At 73.5% G+C, this 18489-nt stretch carries 14 protein-coding genes; 6 read left to right on the top strand and 8 right to left on the bottom strand.

From position 1 onward, the window contains the following. Nucleotides 1-23: 23 nt before the first annotated feature. The gene (locus tag ACZ516_RS06875; RefSeq protein WP_469008912.1) at nt 24-2363 is read right to left on the bottom strand and encodes an ATP-binding protein; all 2340 of its coding nucleotides are present in this window, start codon (nt 2361-2363) and stop codon (nt 24-26) included. Between the two features lie 262 nt (nt 2364-2625). Between ACZ516_RS06875 and ACZ516_RS06870 the strand changes: the two genes are divergently transcribed. Beyond that, nucleotides 2626-3438, top strand: coding sequence for a maleylpyruvate isomerase family mycothiol-dependent enzyme (locus tag ACZ516_RS06870; RefSeq protein WP_361083157.1), 813 nt, complete (start codon nt 2626-2628; stop codon nt 3436-3438). 30 nt (nt 3439-3468) lie between these two features. Here the strand turns inward: ACZ516_RS06870 and rph are convergent, their stop codons facing one another. Both rph and ppk2 read right to left on the bottom strand, forming a co-directional pair. Continuing rightward, complete coding sequence (rph, locus tag ACZ516_RS06865; RefSeq protein ID WP_469008910.1) at nt 3469-6066, bottom strand: rifamycin-inactivating phosphotransferase; 2598 nt, start codon at nt 6064-6066, stop codon at nt 3469-3471. A gap of 217 nt (nt 6067-6283) precedes the next feature. Further along, entirely contained in the window at nt 6284-7243 is a 960-nt protein-coding gene (gene ppk2, locus ACZ516_RS06860) for a polyphosphate kinase 2 (RefSeq protein WP_358578463.1), read from the bottom strand. 197 nt (nt 7244-7440) lie between these two features. Here ppk2 and ACZ516_RS06855 point away from each other — a divergent pair, with 197 nt between their 5' ends. Together ACZ516_RS06855 and ACZ516_RS06850 are read left to right on the top strand one after the other, a co-directional pair. Continuing rightward, nucleotides 7441-8310, top strand: coding sequence for a substrate-binding domain-containing protein (locus ACZ516_RS06855; RefSeq protein ID WP_469008909.1), 870 nt, complete (start codon nt 7441-7443; stop codon nt 8308-8310). Between the two features lie 53 nt (nt 8311-8363). Beyond that, a complete protein-coding gene (locus tag ACZ516_RS06850) occupies nt 8364-8852 on the top strand; it encodes a GNAT family N-acetyltransferase (RefSeq protein WP_469008908.1) in 489 nt (162 codons plus the stop codon). Nucleotides 8853-8861: 9 nt separating this feature from the next. Here the strand turns inward: ACZ516_RS06850 and ACZ516_RS06845 are convergent, their stop codons facing one another. After that, complete coding sequence (locus ACZ516_RS06845; RefSeq protein WP_361083152.1) at nt 8862-9677, bottom strand: MerR family transcriptional regulator; 816 nt, start codon at nt 9675-9677, stop codon at nt 8862-8864. A gap of 142 nt (nt 9678-9819) precedes the next feature. Between ACZ516_RS06845 and ACZ516_RS06840 the strand changes: the two genes are divergently transcribed. Beyond that, a complete protein-coding gene (locus ACZ516_RS06840; RefSeq protein ID WP_361083150.1) occupies nt 9820-10209 on the top strand; it encodes a PPOX class F420-dependent oxidoreductase in 390 nt (129 codons plus the stop codon). Here the strand turns inward: ACZ516_RS06840 and ACZ516_RS06835 are convergent. Beyond that, nucleotides 10190-11281 carry a hypothetical protein gene (locus ACZ516_RS06835; RefSeq protein WP_358699561.1) on the bottom strand — a complete coding sequence of 364 codons (1092 nt, stop codon included), beginning with the start codon at nt 11279-11281 and terminating at the stop codon, nt 10190-10192. The two genes, ACZ516_RS06840 and ACZ516_RS06835, sit on opposite strands and share 20 nt — an antisense overlap. Nucleotides 11282-11441: 160 nt before the next feature. On the opposite strand from ACZ516_RS06835, the gene ACZ516_RS06830 reads away from it, so the two are divergent. Further along, a complete protein-coding gene (locus tag ACZ516_RS06830) occupies nt 11442-13406 on the top strand; it encodes a M13 family metallopeptidase (protein WP_469008905.1) in 1965 nt (654 codons plus the stop codon). Nucleotides 13407-13470: 64 nt separating this feature from the next. Here ACZ516_RS06830 and ACZ516_RS06825 read toward each other — a convergent pair whose 3' ends face one another. Both ACZ516_RS06825 and ACZ516_RS06820 read right to left on the bottom strand, forming a co-directional pair. After that, the gene (locus tag ACZ516_RS06825) at nt 13471-14247 is read right to left on the bottom strand and encodes a PIG-L deacetylase family protein (protein ID WP_469008902.1); all 777 of its coding nucleotides are present in this window, start codon (nt 14245-14247) and stop codon (nt 13471-13473) included. Nucleotides 14248-14355: 108 nt separating this feature from the next. Then, nucleotides 14356-16638 (bottom strand): FUSC family protein, encoded by a 2283-nt coding sequence (locus tag ACZ516_RS06820; RefSeq protein ID WP_358578444.1) that lies wholly within the window; start codon nt 16636-16638, stop codon nt 14356-14358. Between the two features lie 219 nt (nt 16639-16857). Here ACZ516_RS06820 and ACZ516_RS06815 point away from each other — a divergent pair, with 219 nt between their 5' ends. Further along, complete coding sequence (locus ACZ516_RS06815; protein WP_469008900.1) at nt 16858-17334, top strand: peroxiredoxin; 477 nt, start codon at nt 16858-16860, stop codon at nt 17332-17334. A 117-nt stretch (nt 17335-17451) separates the two neighbouring features. On the opposite strand, the gene ACZ516_RS06810 is transcribed toward ACZ516_RS06815, so the two are convergent. Then, nucleotides 17452-18402: a CPBP family glutamic-type intramembrane protease gene (locus ACZ516_RS06810; RefSeq protein ID WP_469008897.1), complete on the bottom strand. Its 951-nt coding sequence runs from the start codon at nt 18400-18402 to the stop codon at nt 17452-17454. Between the last annotated feature and the right edge of the window lie 87 nt (nt 18403-18489).

Genomic DNA, 18489 nt, shown 5'->3' with positions numbered 1-18489 from the left:
AGGCGCGGCCCCCTGCCCCCGGGTCAGCGGTCGATCGCCGGGCGCGGGAAGAGCGGCGGTGAGGGTGTTCGGCCCGCCTCGATGTCCGCGATCAGCTCGCGGACGCGCGCGGCGCCGGGCGGTGCGGCCAGGGCGGCGGCAGCCGGGACCGCGGTGGCGGGGACGACGCCGGCCACCCCGAGGGCGCCGACCAGGGCCTTGTGGGCGCGCCGCCAGGCACGGCTGCGGCGGCCGCCCAGATGGTCGACGAGTGCCTGCGCGTACTGCGTCATGGACCGCGTCCACAGATCGTGCCGCGGTTGCGGACAGGTCGCGGCACGACGGGCGCTGCGCCGCGCCTCGGCGGGGTCGACCCGGGTCTGCGCCACGGCGAGCAGCGCCCAGCTGACGGCGGTGGGCGGGCCGTGCTCCGCGTGCGTGGCAACGGCGTCCGCGGCCGCCCGCAGATGGGCGACGGCCTGCTCGGTCCTGCCCTCTTGCAGGGCGAGCGCCCCCAGCACATGGCAGACGCGCCCGACGGTGGCGTCATCACCCGCGAGGACGGCCGCCTGCCAGGCCTCGCCGAGCAATGCGGCGGCGTCGGAGGAGTCCGTGCACACCGCCAGCCAGCCCGCCAGCCACAGCGCCTGCGCGCGGACCCAGGTCTCCGCCCCGTCCATCGGCAGCAGGCGCCGCAGATGGGCGCGCCCCTCCGCCGCCCGCCCGCACACCGCCCACCAGAACCACAGGTCGACGGCCAGGGCCAGGGCCGTCGACACCTGGTCCGCGTCGCCCGGCCGCCGGGTGAGGGCGGCACGCAGGTCGGCCTCCTCGTCGCGGACGAGCGCCATGGCCCGCTCGTGCCGACCGGTGCTCCACAAGTGGTGGGCGGTCGAGGCCACATGGCCGTACCAGTACTGGTGGCGGCTGACGGCGGCGGCCCCGGCCCCCGCCGACCGCAGCCGCTCGGCGCCGAAGCCACGGGCCGCCGCGGACATGCGGTAACGCGCGGTCAGGACGCCGCCGACGTCGCGGACCGGCTCCAGGACCGAGGCGAGGACCAGACGGGCCAGCGCGGCGGGCACCTTCCGCGCGTCGAGGCCTTCGCCCCCGCACACGAACGCCGCCGCGTCCCCGTCGAACTCCCCGGCGAACACGCTGAGCCGGGCCCAGACGGTGCGCTCGACCGTCCCGCACAGCGCGTAGCCGGCGCCCACGGCGGCGCGCAGCGAGCGGTGTCTGCGCAGCGGGGCGTCCGGCCTGCTCAGCCGGCCCTGCGCGTCGTCCGCCAGCAGCCGGGCGAGCCGCGGCAGCGGATGGTGCGCCGCTTGCACCGCCGCCAACTCGATGGCCAACGGCACGCCTTCGAGCCGTCGGCAGATGTCCCGGGCGGCGCGCACGTCGTCGTCCGAGAACTCCACGCCGTCGGACGGGATGCGGGCGGTGTCGTGCGAGCGGGCGCGCGGTTCGGTGGGGCTCACGGGGCCGGGGCCGCTGTGGGGGGCCGCCGGACCGCCAGTGCCGGGGGCTCGCCGCGGCCGGCTCACCCCGGTCGCCAGACCGCCTCGGACGGCCCGTACCCGGGTCAGGAACAGGGTGACGGCCGGGCCCACTTCCGTCTCGGCTGCGGGGCCTGCTTCCCCCTCGGCTGCGAGGCCCACTTCCCCCGCCGCAAACGAGTCAGTGCCCGGGCTGCGGGCGGGGCCCGGACGCGCGGTCATGTCCGGCTCGGCCACGCCCGTTTCGGCCCCGGCAACCCGCGCCCCCGGGTCCGCGACGACCGCGAGCGGCCCGAGGCGCAGCACCGCCTCCTCGCCGAGACCCAGGGGATGACGACCGGCGGCCAGCACCCGGACCCCGGGTGCCTCGGCCAGGAGCGCCCGCACCAGGCGTACGCACTCCTCGCGCACCGGATCGAAGTCGTCGAGCACCAACAGCAGCCGCCGCTCCCGCAACCGCGCGGCCAGCTCCGCGATCCCGACCGGCCCCCCACCCGTACGAGCCGCCCCGCCCGCGCCCGCCTCGCCCAGCGCCCGGTCTGCCGCTCCGTCCAAGGCATCGGCCACCACCCGCGCCACCGACCGCCCGCGTGCCGGGCCACCCTCCCACCACCGCACGCGCACCACGCCGTCCGGCAGCGCGCCGCCCACCGCCGCGGCCGCGTGTTCGGCGAGCACGCTCTTGCCCACCCCGGCGCCGCCGACCACCGTGACGAGCCGTCCCTGGGCGAGCAGCCGACGAAGCGCCCCCAACTCCTCGCCCCGCCCGATCAGCCCGCTTCCGATCAGCCCGCTCCCCGTCAGCCCACTCCCCGTCAGGCCGCTCCCGGCCAGGCCGCACCGCTCCGACCGGGCCGCGCCCTCCCCGTCACCCCGTACTCGCACGCTTCCCCATTCCTGCCCGCGGCCCGACCCCAGCTGCGTCGGGCGCCGGGCCGTCACCACCCCTGAAGGGCACGATGACCGCGCAGAATCGTCACTGCACCCTTTTCGACAGTTCGTCCAACCGCTCGCCGTCATTCCGGGTAGTGAAATGCCGAGCCGAATCACGCGAGGCGGCGAACCGTCGTATCCCTGTACGGGTAAGGGCCTTCGTCCGTCCCCGTTCCGGGAGCGGCGGCTCGCGCCCGTGCTCTACCGTGACGGCATGACATGTCCGAGCCCCCGTGCGGTGTACGACCGCTATGTCACCCGGATCTCCGCGCAGAGCGCCCAGTTGGTGGCCGCGATCGACGGTGCGGACGCCACCACACCCGTGCCGGGCTGCCCCGGCTGGACCCTCGCGCACCTGCTGCGTCACGTCGGCGGCACCTACGGCTGGGCCGAGACCATCGTGCGCACCCGCGCCGCCGAACCCGTCCCGGACCACGAGGTCAACGAGGTCACGCCCCGAGCGGACGACGACCTCGCGACGCTCGCGGCCCGGCTGACCGACAGCACCGCCCGTCTCGTGGACACGCTGCGCGCGGCGGGGCCCGACGCCGGGGTGTGGACCCCGGCGCCGGACGGCACCGCTCTCTTCTGGGCCCGGCGCATGACGTACGAGACGGTTATCCACCGCTTCGACGCGACCGCGGCGGTGGGCGGGACCTACACCCTGGACGCGGACGTGGCCCTCGACGGCCTGGCGGAGTGGCTGGGCTTCAGCACCCTGCCGCAGGCCTACGCCTCCCCGGCCGCGCACCGCGCGCTGCTCGGGCCCGGCCGCACCGTGCACTTCCACGCCACCGACGCCCCCGAGGGAACGGGGGAGTGGTTCATCGACCTCACCCAGGCGCCCGTCACCGTCGGCCACACCCACCGGAAGGCGGGCACGGCGGTGCGCGGCCCCCTCACCGACCTGCTGCTCCTCGTGTACCGGCGCCGCGCACCGACCCCGGCCGACCGCATCGAGGTGAGGGGGGACGAGGACTTCCTGACCGCCTGGCTCGACGGAGCCGGGCACTGGCTGCGCAGGTGACGGCGGCACGCCGGTCGCGGAAGGCTCCGGTCAGGGCAGGATCTCGACGTACCCGTCGGTTCCGTGCACCCGGATCCGCTGCCCGTCCCTGATCCGCCCGGTGGCCCGCGCCACGCCGACCACGGCGGGCAGGCCGTACTCCCGGGCGATCACCGCCCCATGGGTCATGAGACCGCCCACCTCCGTCACCAGACCGGCGATGCCGACGAACAGCGGCGACCAGCTGGGGTCCGTGAAGGTCGTGACCAGGATGTCGCCCGCCTCGAGATCGGCCTTCGCCGGATCGAGGACGACCCGGGCGCGGCCCTCGACGGTGCCGGCGGACACCGGCAGGCCGACCAGGGCGCCGGCCGGCACGTCGTCGCGCCGGTACGCCCCGGACAGGGCCTCACCCTCCGAGGTGAGCACCCGGGGCGGGGTCAGCGCGTGGTAGGACCGGAACGCCTCCTTGCGCCGCTGGACGAGCCCCTGGTCCACCTGGTGCGAGCGCACGACGTCGTCCAGTTCCTGGAACGTGAGATAGAAGGCGTCCTCCTTGTCACGGAGCACGCCGGCCCGCACGAGGCGCTCGGCCTCGCCCGTCAGGGCCTGCTTGTAGACGAAGTAGCGGCTGATGATGGCGTACTTCGGATACTCCCGGTACCCGACGAAGGCCCGCACCTGGTCGATCATCCGCTTGGTCTCGGCGGCCTTGCGCTCACCGTCCGGCAGGTCCCGGAGGCGTGCCAGCACCTCCTGCTCCTTCTGCCGCGCCTTTCGCCGCCCCTGTTCGAAGCGCCGGGCGGCGGCGCCCGCCTCGAAGTTCCGGACGTTGTCGAGGATCGCGGGCACCAGCGTGGTGGGGCGCTCGCGCCAGCGCGGCCTCGTGATGTCGATCTCGCCCACGCAGCGCATGCCGTACCGGTCGAGGTAGGCCTCGATGGCCTCGCGCGCCTCCTTGCCGCCCGCGACCTCGGGCAGCTTCTCCAGGAAGCCCTCGTCCTCGGCGTCCCGCAGAAACGCCACGACCTCCGGATGCGGGCGCACCGCGTCCGCGACGTCCAGCAGCGCCAGCCCCATCTCCGACGTGATGTTGTCGGGAGCGGACAGGGTGAGGGTGTCGGCCGCGTTCTTCTCGCCCAGCCACTCCCGCAGCCGGTCGTTGAGCCACCAGGTGGCCTCCATCCCCGCCATGATCGCCCGCAGGTTCAGCGGGTCGCTGAGCACGCGCTTGTGCTCCTCGAAGGCCTCCGCCAGGAAGTCGAACAGCGCCGGTCCGGTCTTCGTCCGGATGTCCCGCTCCAGGGCCGCGACGGACGTTCGGCTGCGCTCGATCAGCTCGGCGACGATGCCCGGATCGACCTCGGCCGGCAGGGGCAAGGCACCGCCCGCCGGCCGCCCGGGGCCCGGGTCCGGCACGGAGGGGACGAACTCGTCACGGTCGAGGACGGTCTCCAGCGCGTCCCTGACCAGCGGATCACCCTTGCCGATGAGGTCCAGGAGGGCCGTGCGGGCGGTGGGATCGGCCAGCCGCGGGGTGACGTCGACGAACAGCCTCCCGCCGGCCTCGTGCATCTCGACCATGGCCGTCAACCGCCACATCGAGAGCCCGAGGGGCCGCATGGGGTCGGTCATCATCTGCTGATGGCCGACGGAGACGTAGACGTGGTTGTCCTGGTCGCCGCTCTCGGGGACCGGGAAGAGCGTGGTGATCGGCCGGCTCTGCACGATCTGGAAGCCGTCGTCGGCCAGGCACCATTCGATGTCCTGCGGGCAGCCGAAGTGCGCCTCGATCCGCCGTCCGAGGTCCACCAGTTCCACGGCCCGGGCGTCCGTGAGCGCCGGCTGGCGCTGCTGCCCCGCGTCGACCGGCACCTCCCGCGTGCCTCCCGCGGGCAGGGCCCGCACGGCACGCTCCTTGGCGGCGATCGTCCGGTCCACGACCTCGCCGTCGCGCACCTTGAAGACGTCCGGGTTGACCAGGCCGGAGACCAGGGCCTCACCGAGGCCGAACCCGGCGTCGACGGTGGCGACCCTCCGGTTGCCCGAGACGGGGTCGGCCGTGAACAGGACGCCCGAGGCGTGCGGGAGGACCATCCGCTGCACGACCACGGCCATGTGGACCGTCCGGTGGTCGATGCCGTTGCGCCGGCGGTAGATCACGGCCCGCTCCGTGAACAGCGAGGCCCAGCACCGGCTGATGTGCCGCAGGACCGCCTCCTGCCCCACGACGTTCAAATAGGTGTCCTGCTGCCCGGCGAAGGAGGCCGTCGGCAGGTCCTCCGCCGTCGCGCTGGAGCGGACGGCACAGGCCGCCTGCGCGCCGAGCCGGGCGAGCGCCCGGCCGACCTCCGCCGCGAGCTCGCCCGGGAGGGGGCTCTCCTCGATGGTCCGGCGGATCCGCGCACTGAGCGCACGGACCGCCTCCCGGTCGTCCGGGGCCTCCGCGTCCAGGCGCGACAGCTGCTCCAACTGCTCCCCGACGGACGGGATCTGGGCCATGACTTGACGGAAGGCGTCCGTCGTCACGCAGAAACCGGCCGGCACGCGAACGCCGTCGATCCGCGACAGCCCGCCCAGTTGCGCGCCCTTGCCGCCGACGAGGGCGATCTGTGTCTCGTCGACCTCTTGAAGATCCAGCACATGCACGTGGAGCCCTCGTTTCCGCAGGTTGTGGCGTCGGCCGACGATTGTGCGCCTTGATGGGGGCCTTGCGGCAAGCCCCCCGGTACGCTATATCTTGAGAGTGGCGAGGAGAGTGCGTACTTCTTGCCCTTTGTTTTTTGGCCGTCCATACGAGAGCCGCCCGCCCGGGGGATCGGGCGGGCGGCTCTCGTCGTGTCACGCGCGGGCGGTCACCTGCGGCTCAGGGGTGCTGACCGGGCCCCTGTTCATGCCGGGCGATCCGGCTGGGGGACAGGTCCGTGGGGTCCTCGCCCGCTTCCAGCAGCGTGTCGGCCGGACCGATGATCAGCGGATCCGCCTCGCCCACCACGTCCTTGTCCTTCGACTCGTAGTCCATGCGCAGCAACAGGTGCCGGATGGCCTCGAGCCGACCTCGGCGCTTGTCGTTGAACTTGACCACCGACCACGGGGCATGCACGGTGTCCGTCGCCCGGAACATCTCCACCTTGGCCTTGGTGTACGCGTCCCACAGGTCCAGCGACGCCAGGTCCGTGGGGGAGAGCTTCCACTGCCGTACGGGGTCCACCTGACGGATCGCGAAGCGCGTGCGCTGCTCCGCCTGCGAGACGGAGAGCCAGAACTTGATCAGCACGATGCCGTCGTCGGTGAGCATCTTCTCGAAGAGCGGGGTCTGCCGCAGGAACTGGCGGTGCTGCTCCGGTGTGCAAAAGCCCATCACCGGTTCGACGCCGGCGCGGTTGTACCAGGAACGGTCGAAGAAGACGATCTCGCCCGCCGACGGGAGCTGCGCCACATAGCGCTGGAAGTACCACTGGCCCGCCTCGCGTTCCGTGGGCTTGTCCAGAGCCACCACCCGCGCCCCGCGCGGGTTGAGGCGTTCGGTGAAGCGCTTGATGGTGCCGCCTTTGCCCGCGGCGTCCCGCCCCTCGCACACGACCACGACGCGCAGCCCCTGCTCGCGCACCGTCTTCTGCAGTTTCAGCAGCTCGATCTGCAGGAAGCGCTTCCGGCTCTCATAGGCCCTGCGCCGCATCTTCTCCCGGTAGGGGTAGTTCTCCTGCCAGGTCCGAAGCGGCTCGCCCTTCTCGTCGAGCAGCACAGGGCGTTCGGGCCGGGCCTCGTCCACCCGCAACCCGTCGAGCAGGTGCTCGCCCTCGTCCTGCGCCTCGTCCGACGCCACATCGTCTCCTCTCGTCGCCGCGTAACCCTGTGTACCCCCATTTCGGGCGGCGACCCCGCAGAACCGCCCGCCTGTACCCACCGACGCCACCGCGGCCGCCTCCGTGTACGCCGGGGCGCGCCCGGGCAGGTAGCACCGGACGGCCGCGGCGGGAGCGGGCCCGAGCGACGGCACCGGAGCGGGAGGAGTCGAGGACCATGGCACAAGACGCTGTCCAGGACTGGGAGTTCACCGACGACCGGGGCCACCTGATCAGGACCCCGCACCGCCCCGCCCGCGTGGTCGCCTACGTGCCGACGGCCGCCGCCCTGCACGATCACGGCATCCGCCCCGCCGGCCTCTTCGGCTCCGCGCACGACGACCCCGACGCGCCCGATCCGGCGAAGGCGGGCGGCCTCCCCCTCGCCGAGCTCCCCTACTTCGGGGCGGGCCGGGCGCTCGACCTCGACGCGCTCCTCACCGCCGGGCCGGACCTGGTCGTCGCGCTCACCTACGGCGGCGGACAGGTCTACGGCATCGAACCGGAGACCGCCAAACACCTGGAGGAGCGCGTCCCCCTCGTCGTGCTCGACGTCGGACGGGGGCGCAGCCTCGCCGGGATCAGGGACCGCCTCACGGCCCTCGCCCGCGGCCTCGGCGCCCCCGCGCGGCCCGAGACGGACGCCGAACTCGCCGCCGCCGAGCAGCGGTTGCGCCGGGCGGCGGCCGACCTCGTACGGCCGCGTGTGCTCGCCCTCTCCCCGGCCGGACCCGACTCCGTCCACCTGGCGCGGCCCTACGCCTGGCCCGACCTCGCCGCCCTCGCCGGACTCGGCGTCGGCCTGGTGGACCCGGCGTCCGGCGAGGGGGCCAACTGGTCCACCACCGGCTGGGCCGAGGCGGCCGCGCTGGAGCCGGACCTCGTGCTCAGCGACGTACGCTCCAACGCGAGCGACCTGGGCGACGCCCTGGGCTCGCGCGTCCGCGTCCTGCCCTGGAACCCCGAACTGCCGCCCAGCGCACGCGAACACACCCGGCTGTGCACCATGCTCGCCGAGGCGCTCGAAGAGGCGCTCCCCGAGCGGTGACCCGGGGACAAACCAGATGCGGCCGGTTCCCCGGGCGTGATAGTTCCCCTGGCATGAAAGATCTTGAGACGGACCGGCTCGTCCTGCACCCGATGAGCGCCGAGGAAGCACGCCGTCTGGTGGCGCGCACCCCCGCCGACGGGGAGCGCTGGGGGCCCGGCTACCCCACCGACGGGGACGTGGAATCGGCCGGCGACTTCCTCGGCCACTGCGCGCGGACCGGCGACCCGCAGCCCTTCGGCGACTACGAGATACGGGAGCGCGACGGCGGCCGGGCGATCGGCAGCCTCGGCTTCAACCGGCCGCCGGACGCCGAGGGCACCGTCACGATCGGCTACGGCCTGATCCCCGCCGCCCGCGGCAAGGGGTACGCCGTCGAGGCCCTGCGCGAGCTTTTGCGGCTGGCGCGGGCGGAAGGGATCACCTGCGTGAAGGGGGACGCGGACCTCGACAACATCGCCTCGCAGCGCGTCATGGCCTCGGCGGGCATGCGGTGCGTCGGAGCGGACGAGCGCGTGAAGTACTTCGAGAGCACCTGGTAGGCCCCGGCCCTACGGCGACCCCTGCCGGGCACCGCTCCCGGGGTCCGCCCCCGCTCCGTCCGGGCCCTGCGCCGCCGCTTCCCCCGGGCCGGGGGCCATGGACGCGAGGTAGTGGTGCAAGTGGCCCGCGCCCTCCAGCATCGCCCGCGTCCGCTGGTCCAGCGCCGCCTCGCGCTGGGCCAGGGCGGAACGGAGCGCCGTGACGCTGCCGCCGCGCCGCAGATCGTCGAGGACCGGGCGGATCTGCGGCAGGAGGTAGTGGCTCTGCCGCAGCATGTGGATCACGCGGGCGTCGCGCACCTCGGCGGGCGCGTACGAGCGGTAGCCCGTGCCCGGATCGCGGGCCGGCGTGAGCAGCCCGGCCGACTCCCACACCCGCAACGCCGAGGCCCGCACGCCCAGATGGGCGGCCAACTCCCCGATGCGCAGCCGGGAGCGCGGCAGGGCGGGGGCGTCGGGCCCCTGCTCGGCGAGCGCCCGCAAGGCCTCCCCGGTCGTGCGGAGCGAGCGCCGCTGCTCGTGCAGGGCGGCGTGCCCGGCGTCGACGAGCGCGAGCGCCCGCGGCACGTCCCCGGCGTGCACCGCCCGCATGACGGCCTGGGCGGCCCCCGGACCGTGTCCGCGCAGCAGCGCCCGGTAGGTGAGCAGGGCCTGCCGGTGCCCCTCGTCGAACCCGCGGTACCCGGCGGGGGAGCGGGGCGCGGGCGGCAGGATGCCGGCGTCGGCGTAGTTGCGGATCTGCTGGGTGGAGACGCCCGCCGTCCGCGCCAGATCGACCGGGCGCAGCCGCTTGCCCGCGGCCCCCGGCGCCGGTCTCCCGCTCATCGGCCGCTCCCGAGGGGGCATGCCCGGCACGGCCTCTCGCTCACCCTGGGCGGTTCCATGCACCTACCGTAAGGGGCAGATGACCTTGCGCGGTTCCCTCGACGCCGTCCCGGGACCTCCGTACCGCCCTACACTTCCCGGCATGGACGACACTTCGCCGGACCGGCTCAGCGCCGGGAAATACGTGCTGGTCAGCAGCTATCGCAAGGACGGCACCCTCGTGCCGAGTCCCGTCTGGGTGGTGCCCGACGGGGACGCGCTCGGCATCTGGACGGCCGCCGACTCCTGGAAGGTGAAGCGCATCCGTCGCCGCCCCGACGTCCTGGTCGGACCGTGCGATGTGCGGGGCCACCCGACGGGCGGGCAGGTACCGGCGACCGCCGAGATCTGCCCGCCCGAGGTGACCGCCCGCTACCGCCGCCTCATCGCCCGCAAGTACGGGGTGATCGGCTCCCTCACCCTGCTCGGCAGCAGGCTCCGGCGCGGCGTGAAGGGCACGGTCGGGATCCGCATCACGCTCGCGACGCGCTGACGTCCGCCTCCCGGCCCGTCACCGACCGCAGGGCCGTGATGCAGGTGCCGATCGCCTGCTGGAGGTCCTCGAGGCGGCGCACCATGTCGTCCTCGTAGATCTCACGGATGTCCTCGGTGTCCTCGACGTCGTCGAACGTCAGCTCCTCGAACACCTTCGTCGCCTTCTGCAGGCTGCTGTAGAACTTCGCGCGCCGCTCCTGCACGCGCAGCTCCGGGTTGCTCTGGACGGTCTGCGCGACGATGTCGCGCACCGTGTCGTACGCTTCGCGCGCCCACTCGCCCGAATCCTCGCCGTCGTCCAGCTCGTCGATGAGCGACAGATGCCGCTCGGCCTCCTCCCGCAGCTCGGCGGGGGCCTCGATCATCTGGCCCGCCGGCGTCTTGACCTGGCCCTTCTCGACGATCTGCCGGACGTAGTCGACGCGGTCGCCCGCCTTGGCCTCGGCGGCCACGGCCTTCTTCAGGTCGTCGGTGCGGACGATGTCGCGGACCAGCTCGCCGCGGAGCGCCGGGTCCTCCTCCAGGCGGTCCATGAGCGCCTTCCTGGCCGCCTCGGCGGTGCCGGGATCGGCGAGGATCGCGGCGCGCAGCGCGGTCGGGTTCTCCGCGACCTCCAGCGCCTTGGTGGGACGGATGCCCTCGGCCTCGGCGGCCTGCGTGATCGCGGTGCCGCGCGGGGTCAGGGCGCTGGAGCGGGAGGCGTAGTACGACAGCCAGACGTCGGCGTCGGGCAGCTCCACGTCCAGGCCGGGGGCGAGCGCCTCGAAATGCGGCACCAGTCCGTCGTCGGCCGCCTTGTCCCACGCCTTGTAGTAGCGCATGACGCGGTCGGCCGAGCAGCCGGCCAGTTCCGCGAACTCCTTGGCCGAGACCTTCGGCGTCTCGCCCGCGCCCTGCCCGCCGGGCCGCACGCTGCGGGCGACCTTCAGGCCGAAGGCCCAGCCGCCGGTGCGGGCGTACGCACCGAAGGCACGGGCGTCCTCGGCCACCAGGCGCGCCGCCGGGTCGGCGGGCGCGGCGGCCGCCCCGGCGGCGGCTTCCTCGGACGGGGCGTCGATGGCTACGGTCACAGAAGCTCTCCTGGTGGGACGGGGGCAGAAGGTTGACGCGCTACTTTATCGCTCCTATTGGGCCGGTTTGCGCGCGAGTCGGCGGGTGGGAGGAGCCGGCCGCGCCTGCCGGCGAGGCAACTCCTTCGTCCCGGCCCGGTCACTCGCATAGGGTGCGTGGATGAGCATTCTGGATGACGCCCGCCCGGGCATGAACCCCGAGATCCGCCCGCAGGACGACCTCTTTGGACACGTCAACGGCCGGTGGCTGGACACCGAGAAGATCCCCGAGGACCGCTCCAGCTGGGGCCCCTTCGTGCAGCTGGCCGACACGGCCGAACAGCAGGTGAAGGAGATCATCCAGGACCTGGCGCAGTCCCCGGACGGGGAGGGCGCCTCCGCCGACGAGGCCCGCAAGATCGCCGCGCTGTACGCCTCCTTCATGGACGAGGAGAACATCGCCGCCCGCGGCCTGGACCCGGCGCGTCCGCTGATCGAGGAGGTCGCCGGCCTGCGGGACATCCGTGACCTCGCGGCGTTCCTCGGCCGCTTCGAGCGCATCGGCGGCTCCGGACTCTTCGGTTCGTACATCGACTCGGACGACCGCGACTCCGACCGGTACCTCTTCAACATCCTCCAGGGCGGCCTCGGCCTGCCCGACGAGTCGTACTACCGCGACGACAAGTTCGCCGAGATCCGCGAGAAGTACGTGGCGCACCTCACCGAACTCCTCACGCTGGGCGAGCACACCGCCCCCGAGGCCGCCGCCAAGACCGTCCTCGCGGTGGAGACGCGGCTCGCCGCCGGCCACTGGGAGCGCGCCGCGACGCGTGACGTGCTCAAGACCTACAACCTCACCTCGCTGGACGAACTGCTCGCACTGGCCCCGGAGTTCGACTGGCGCGGCTATGTCGCGGGCCTCGGCGGCTCCGACGCCACCATCGCCGAGACCTGCGTCCGCCAGCCCTCCTACCTCTCCCACCTCTCCACGGTCCTCGCCGAGGTGCCGATCGAGCAGTGGCGGGACTGGGCGCTGACGCGCGTGCTGCGCGCCTGCGCGCCGTACCTCACCGATGCGTTCGTGCGCAACAACTTCGAGTTCTACGGTCGCACCCTCAACGGCACCCCCGAGCTGCGCGCCCGCTGGAAGCGCGCCGTCGCCCTCGTGGAGAACGCCATGGGCGAGGCCGTCGGCAAGGAGTACGTCGCACGGCACTTCCCGCCGTCGTCCAAGGCGATGATGGACGACCTCGTCGCCAACCTCCTTGAGGCCTACCGCCAGTCCATCGCCCGCCTGGACTGGATGACCGACGAGACGAAGGCCCGGGCGTACGAGAAGCTCGCCACCTTCCGTCCCAAGATCGGCTACCCGGACACCTTCCGCGACTACTCCGCGCTCCGGGTCAGCGCCGACGACCTGCTCGGCAACGCGCAGGCGGCGGCCGCGTTCGAGTCGGACCGGGAGCTGGCCAAGATCGGCAAGCCGGTCGACCGCGACGAGTGGTTCATGCTGCCGCAGACGGTCAACGCGTACTACAACCCGGGCACCAACGAGATCTGCTTCCCCGCGGGCATCCTGCAGAAGCCGTTCTTCTCGCCCGACGCCGACCCGGCGGAGAACTACGGCGGCATCGGTGCCGTCATCGGCCATGAGATCGGCCACGGCTTCGACGACCAGGGCGCGCAGTACGACGGCGCGGGCAACCTCAACGACTGGTGGACCCCCGCCGACAAGACCGCGTTCGAGGCCAAGTCGAAGGCCCTGATCAAGCAGTACGACGCGTTCTCGCCGCGCAACCTCCCCGGCGAGTTCGTCAACGGCGCCCTGACGGTCGGCGAGAACATCGGCGACCTCGGCGGCCTGACCATCGGGCACACCGCCTACCTGATCGCGCTCGACGGTGCGCCGATGCCCGAGAGCGAGGAGGGCACCGGTTCGCAGCGGCTGTTCAAGAACTGGGCGTACTGCTGGCGCGCCAAGCGCCGCAAGGAGCAGGAGCAGCAGTACCTCACGATCGACCCGCACTCGCCGCCGGAGTTCCGCGCCAACATCGTCCGCAACCTCGACGAGTTCCACGAGGCGTTCAGCACGGTCGAGGGCGACGGCCTGTGGCTGGACCCGGCGGAGCGCGTACGGATCTGGTGACCACCCCCGTGCGGGCCGCCGAGGCCACTCGGCGCCCCGCACGGACACGCCCGCCGACGTCCCGTCAGCCTTTCTTGACGGGGTCGGCGGTCAGTTCCGTCTGCCTGCCGGCCACCGGGGCGAGTTCGTGCCGGATGTACCACTCGGTGGACAGCAGCCGCGCGCGGGTGTCCGGGGCGAGGCCGGCGATCAGCGCGGGCAGGGCGCCCCGCTCCACCTCGCTGCGGTGGGCCAGCACGGCCGCGACCTTCCGCTCCAGCCACGGCCCAACGTCGACGGCGGCCCCGATCCACGCGTCCGGCACACTGAACACCGCCCGCCGCGAGCCGATCACATCCGCGAACTCCGCCACCGCCGCGTGTGGGTGCGTGGCCAGATACAGGGCGCTCGGCTGCCAGGGCGCGCCGGCCTCCGGGCAGAACTGTTCGAGCCTGGCCGCCTGTGCGGCGAGCATCGTCACCCGATGGGTGTGCACGTGGTCGGGGTGACCGCTCAGCCCGCCGTAGGCGTCGTGGGTCACCACGATCTCCGGCCGCACGTCCCGGATATGCGCCACCAGCTCCCGCACCGTCTCGTCGATCGGCGCGTCACACCACCGTGCCCGGCCGGGGGCCGATTCCGGCACGCGCCCGTCGGCGTACCCGAGCAGCCGCGGCCCGTCGGCGCCGAGGAGCCGCACCGCCTCGGCCAGCTCGGCCGCACGCCGGGTGCCCGCGGCCCAGGTCGCGGTCACCACGGTGGTCCGGGCCCCCGCCGCCGCGTGCCGGGCGAGCACGCCGCCCGCCATCAGTGACTCGTCGTCGGGATGGGCGAAGACCGCGAGGAGACCGGGCACGGGCATCGGCAGCCACCTTCCTGTCCGGGGACGCGACGGGCAGGGGCCCAGCATAGGGAGGGGCCCGGCGGCCCTCCCGTACGCGGCGGGGCGGCCTCGCGCCAGGAGGCGACCTCAGCGTTTCGCGGCGCCGCGTGCGCCGGCCGGCTTCTCCTCGCGGATCGGCAGCGGGACGCCCAGCGGGCGCGCCAGGCCCACGATCCCCTCGTCCAGGCGCTGCAGATGGCGCAGCACACGGAACGCCACCGAGCCCGTGCGCAGCACGTCGTGGCGGCCACTGTCCAGCATCGAGGCGATGCTGGCACCCGACTCGATCTCCCCGTCGCTCTCCTCGTCGCGAACATGCGCGGCGATCAGCTCGATGTTGTGGGTGATGCGCCGCCCCGCGAGCGCCAGCCGCGCGTCGGCCGCCACGCTCTTGCTCGCGGGCACCAGCTCCGCCGTCGCCGCCAGCGACCGCGCGTGATAGGCGCAGGTCTCCAGGAGCGCCACCACATAGCGGGCGTTGCGCCGCCGCGCCCGCAGCGGGGCGATCGGATGGGTCAACGGCTTCGTGGAGCTGCGCAGGGCGTCCAGCGCCGTGTCCAGGTCCCGCGCCAAGTCCACGAGATCGATCGCGGGGCCGCCGCTGAGCTGCGCGACCGCCGCCGCGACCACATCGCGCAGGCGCGCGAGGACGGTGCCCAGTTCCTCGTCGGTACGGTGCGACGTACGCACCGGCAGCACCAGCACCGCGGCGATGATGCCGCACGCCGCGCCCAGCGCGGTCTCCTCGACGCGCAGCACGAGGACATCGAGGCTGTAGGTGTTGAGCAACGTGTAGAGCAGGCCCAGCATCGCCGTGACGAAGAACGACATCAGGGCGTAGGACAGGGGCGCGGTGAAGAACATCCCGAACACGCAGAGGAGCACCAGCGCGAACGCGATCCACGTGTGGTCGCCGACGGCCCCGGCCAGCGCCACCCCGGCCACCACGCCGAGCACCGTACCGAGCAGACGCCGGTAGCCCTTGACGAGGATCTCGCCGGTCGACGCGGTGTTGAGGAAGACGACCCAGCACGTCAGGACCGCCCAGTACCAGCGCTGCGCGGACAGGAACTCGCCGCCGACGATGGCCAGCGCCGAACCCACCGACACCTGCACGGCCGCCCTCGTCGTGGGACGCCGCAACCCGCGCGGCTGCTCCTCGGCCGCCTCCGCCTCCGCCGCCTCACCGGAGATGGAGATCTCCTCCGCCTCGAACTCCTCGCGCGAGCGCGCGGCTTCGGGCGTGTCGTACTCCTCGTCCCGCGCCCCGTCCACCGCGAGCCGCAGGCCCACGATGGCGCGCGCCGTCTCACCGACCGCGCGGAAACAGTCCTGGATCGCCGGTGAACCCTGGGGCAGGCCCTGCTCCTCGCGGTAGCCGAGCAGCCGGTTGCGCACGTACGGCAGCGCCGTTCCCCGGTCGTCGGGGACCAGGCGCACCACGAGCAGATGCAGGGCCCGCAGGTCCCTGCGCAGCGCCGTGCCCGCGTCCTGGGCGAGCCGCGAACGGGGCGGCATGGCCGCGGACGCGTTCGGCAGATGCAGCGTGAGCGTGTCCACGCGCTCGGCGCTGCGGGCGTTCAACAGCAGGACGCCGAGGCGCTCCGCGGCGATCTCGGCGTCGGCGACCCTGCGCTGGAGCAGGGCCGCCGCCGAGGCGTCGCTGGTGCCCTCTTCGAGGCGGCCCTGGATCATGAGCGCGGCCTCGTGCAGCCGGGCGGTGCTGCGCCGCAGGTCGACCAGGACCTTGTCCACGTCCTCGGTGTCGGCGTCGAGGAGGTCGATCTGGTGGGCTATGAGCTGCGCGAGGCGGGCCCGGAAGGCCTCGCGCAGCCGCGCCAGGGTGCGTTCGGGGCTCTCCGGCACCAGCGCGAACCGGGCGACGGCGCTGCAGGCGAACGCGACCGTCAGCGTCAGGTACAGCTCCGGCAGGGCCGGCACGGACGCGTTCACGAAGAGCGACACGAAGTAGACCTGGAAGCCGATCAGCCCGAGCGCGGTGCCCCGGTCCCCGAACCGGCGCGAGTACACCGCCGCGAAGATCAGCGCCACGAAGAAGAGGTCACCGGCGATCACCCGGGAGTTGAGGAGCGCTCCCAGGGATATCGCCGCGAGCGCCACGGGCAGGCCGAGGAGCAGCGTGATCGCCTGGCCGCGCACCTCCTTCTCCTGGATCGCGAACGTGGCGACCATCGCCGTCATCGCGCCCGCGACGAGATGCGGCACCGGGGTGCCGAGGAGCGCCAGCACGGCGAGGGCGAGCAGAATCGCCCCGACCGTGCGCAACCCCGCCATCAGCCGCAGGAGTCCTGGGTCGGACGCCGAGAACCGGTCCCAGACGCCCTTCGCTGTCTTTCGTGCCACTGCCATCGCGATGCCGTGCTCCCCGTCGCTCTCTCGGTGTCCGTGGGCGTGTGCCCCAGCATCGCACGAGGGCTTTCCCGGAGATCAAGGCTGGTGGGAGGCGGTTTGCCGAGACCGGGGCGGGGCCCTGTGACAGCCCTCGCCCACCGTCGAGTAGGGTTTCGCTCCCGCCACTCGAGGAGGCATCGTGTCGCCGATGATCCGTACGTCGCACGGAAGCCGGGCATGACGGCCCGCTTGGCGGTCGGTGACACCGCCCCGGACTTCACGCTGCCGGACGAGACCGGCACCCCACGCCGGCTCTGCGAACTGCTGGCGGACGGCCCCGTCGTCCTGTTCTTCTACCCGGCCGCCCTCACCCCCGGCTGCACGGCCGAGGCCTGCCACTTCCGGGACCTGGCCGCGGAGTTCGCCGCGGCCGGCGCGCGGCCGGTGGGGGTGAGCGCCGACGGGGTCGAACGCCAGCGGGAGTTCAGCAAGCGGCACACCCTCGGCTTTCCTCTGCTCTCGGATCCCGAGGGCGCGGTGCGCGACCGGTTCGGCGTGACCCGCGGTTTCTCCCTCGCGCCCACCAAGCGCGTGACGTTCGTCATCGCTCCGGACCGCACCGTCGCCGAGGTGGTCCGCAGCGAACTGCGGATGAGCGCTCACGCGGACCGCGCTCTGGCGGCCGTGCGGCGCATCAAGGAGAACACGGCCTGAGGGCCGTTCCGTCGGCTCCGGCCCCGTGACCCGGCTCCCGCGCCGGCCTTCAGGAACGCGGCCTTTCACGAGGATTGGCCTTCACGAACGCCAGCTTTTCACGAACGCCGGCCTGCATCAGCGGGACCGGAGCGGGACCCGACGGCCTGCCGGGACGCCCTGCCCGCGACCGCGCTCGCGCCGCCGGACCACCCGTCGCCGGGCCAGGAACACCGCCATGGCCACCAACAGATAGGCCAGGACCAGGAGTTCCGCTGCCGAGGAGAGGCGGTCCGCGTACCAGCCCGCCCCTCGGCCTCGGCCCTCGTACACGACCCGGTTGACGGTCAGGAACGCCAGATGGGCGCCGACGCACACACTCAGCGGGGCGCGCCGCACCGCTGAGCGGGCGGCGACGAGCATCAGGCCGAACACCGTCAGCAGGATCAGATAGCCGACCGGGTCCTGCCCGCCCGGCGCCGCCCCGACCGGCCCGGCCTCGCGGCCGACGAGGCGCGCGGTCACCGCCCCCACGACCGTGGAGAAGCCGGGCACGACCAGGAACACGGCCGTCGTGCCCAGCGCCGCGCCCAGACCGCCGAACCGCCTCCGCAGCGCGGTCCACGTATAACCGCGCAGCGTCGTCTCCTCGGGCAGCGCCTCCAGAAGCAGGGCGACGACACCGTTCGCCACCACATACCCGGCGAGCGTCCACAGGTCGGGGCGCGACCACCGCAGCATCCCGGCGGCCGTCCCCGCGCCCAGCACGAGCGCCGCCGACCCCACGACCACCCCGGCCCCCGTGAGCAGTCCCCGCAGGTTCTCGCCCGCCCCGCCGAACCCGAGGCACCTGAGCGAACCGCCCCGGCGGTGGACCGCGAGCACCACGAGTGGCACGGCCACCGCGCTGACCAGCACGGCCGGCAACAGCCTCGCCGGGAAGCCGCTCACCCCGAGGGCGTCGGCCGCCACCGGGCCCAGCTCGGTGCCGACACCCAGCGCCGCGCCCATGACGAGCCCGCCGCCCAGAGCGTGGGCCGGCGCCGAGGTGCGCGGGGGAGTGAAGGGAACGGGACGAAGGCCTGCCATGGATCTCTCCTCGCTGAACAACCGCCTCGCCCCCCCGTCGCGCCAGGGGGGCGTCCCCTTTATCGTCGGCGCCCTCGCGATCAAGGA

It is taken from the genome of Streptomyces sp. NPDC034037 (assembly GCF_055575715.1).
Note: the sequence above shows the minus strand (reverse complement) of the source record. Positions and strands in the feature narration are given on the sequence as shown.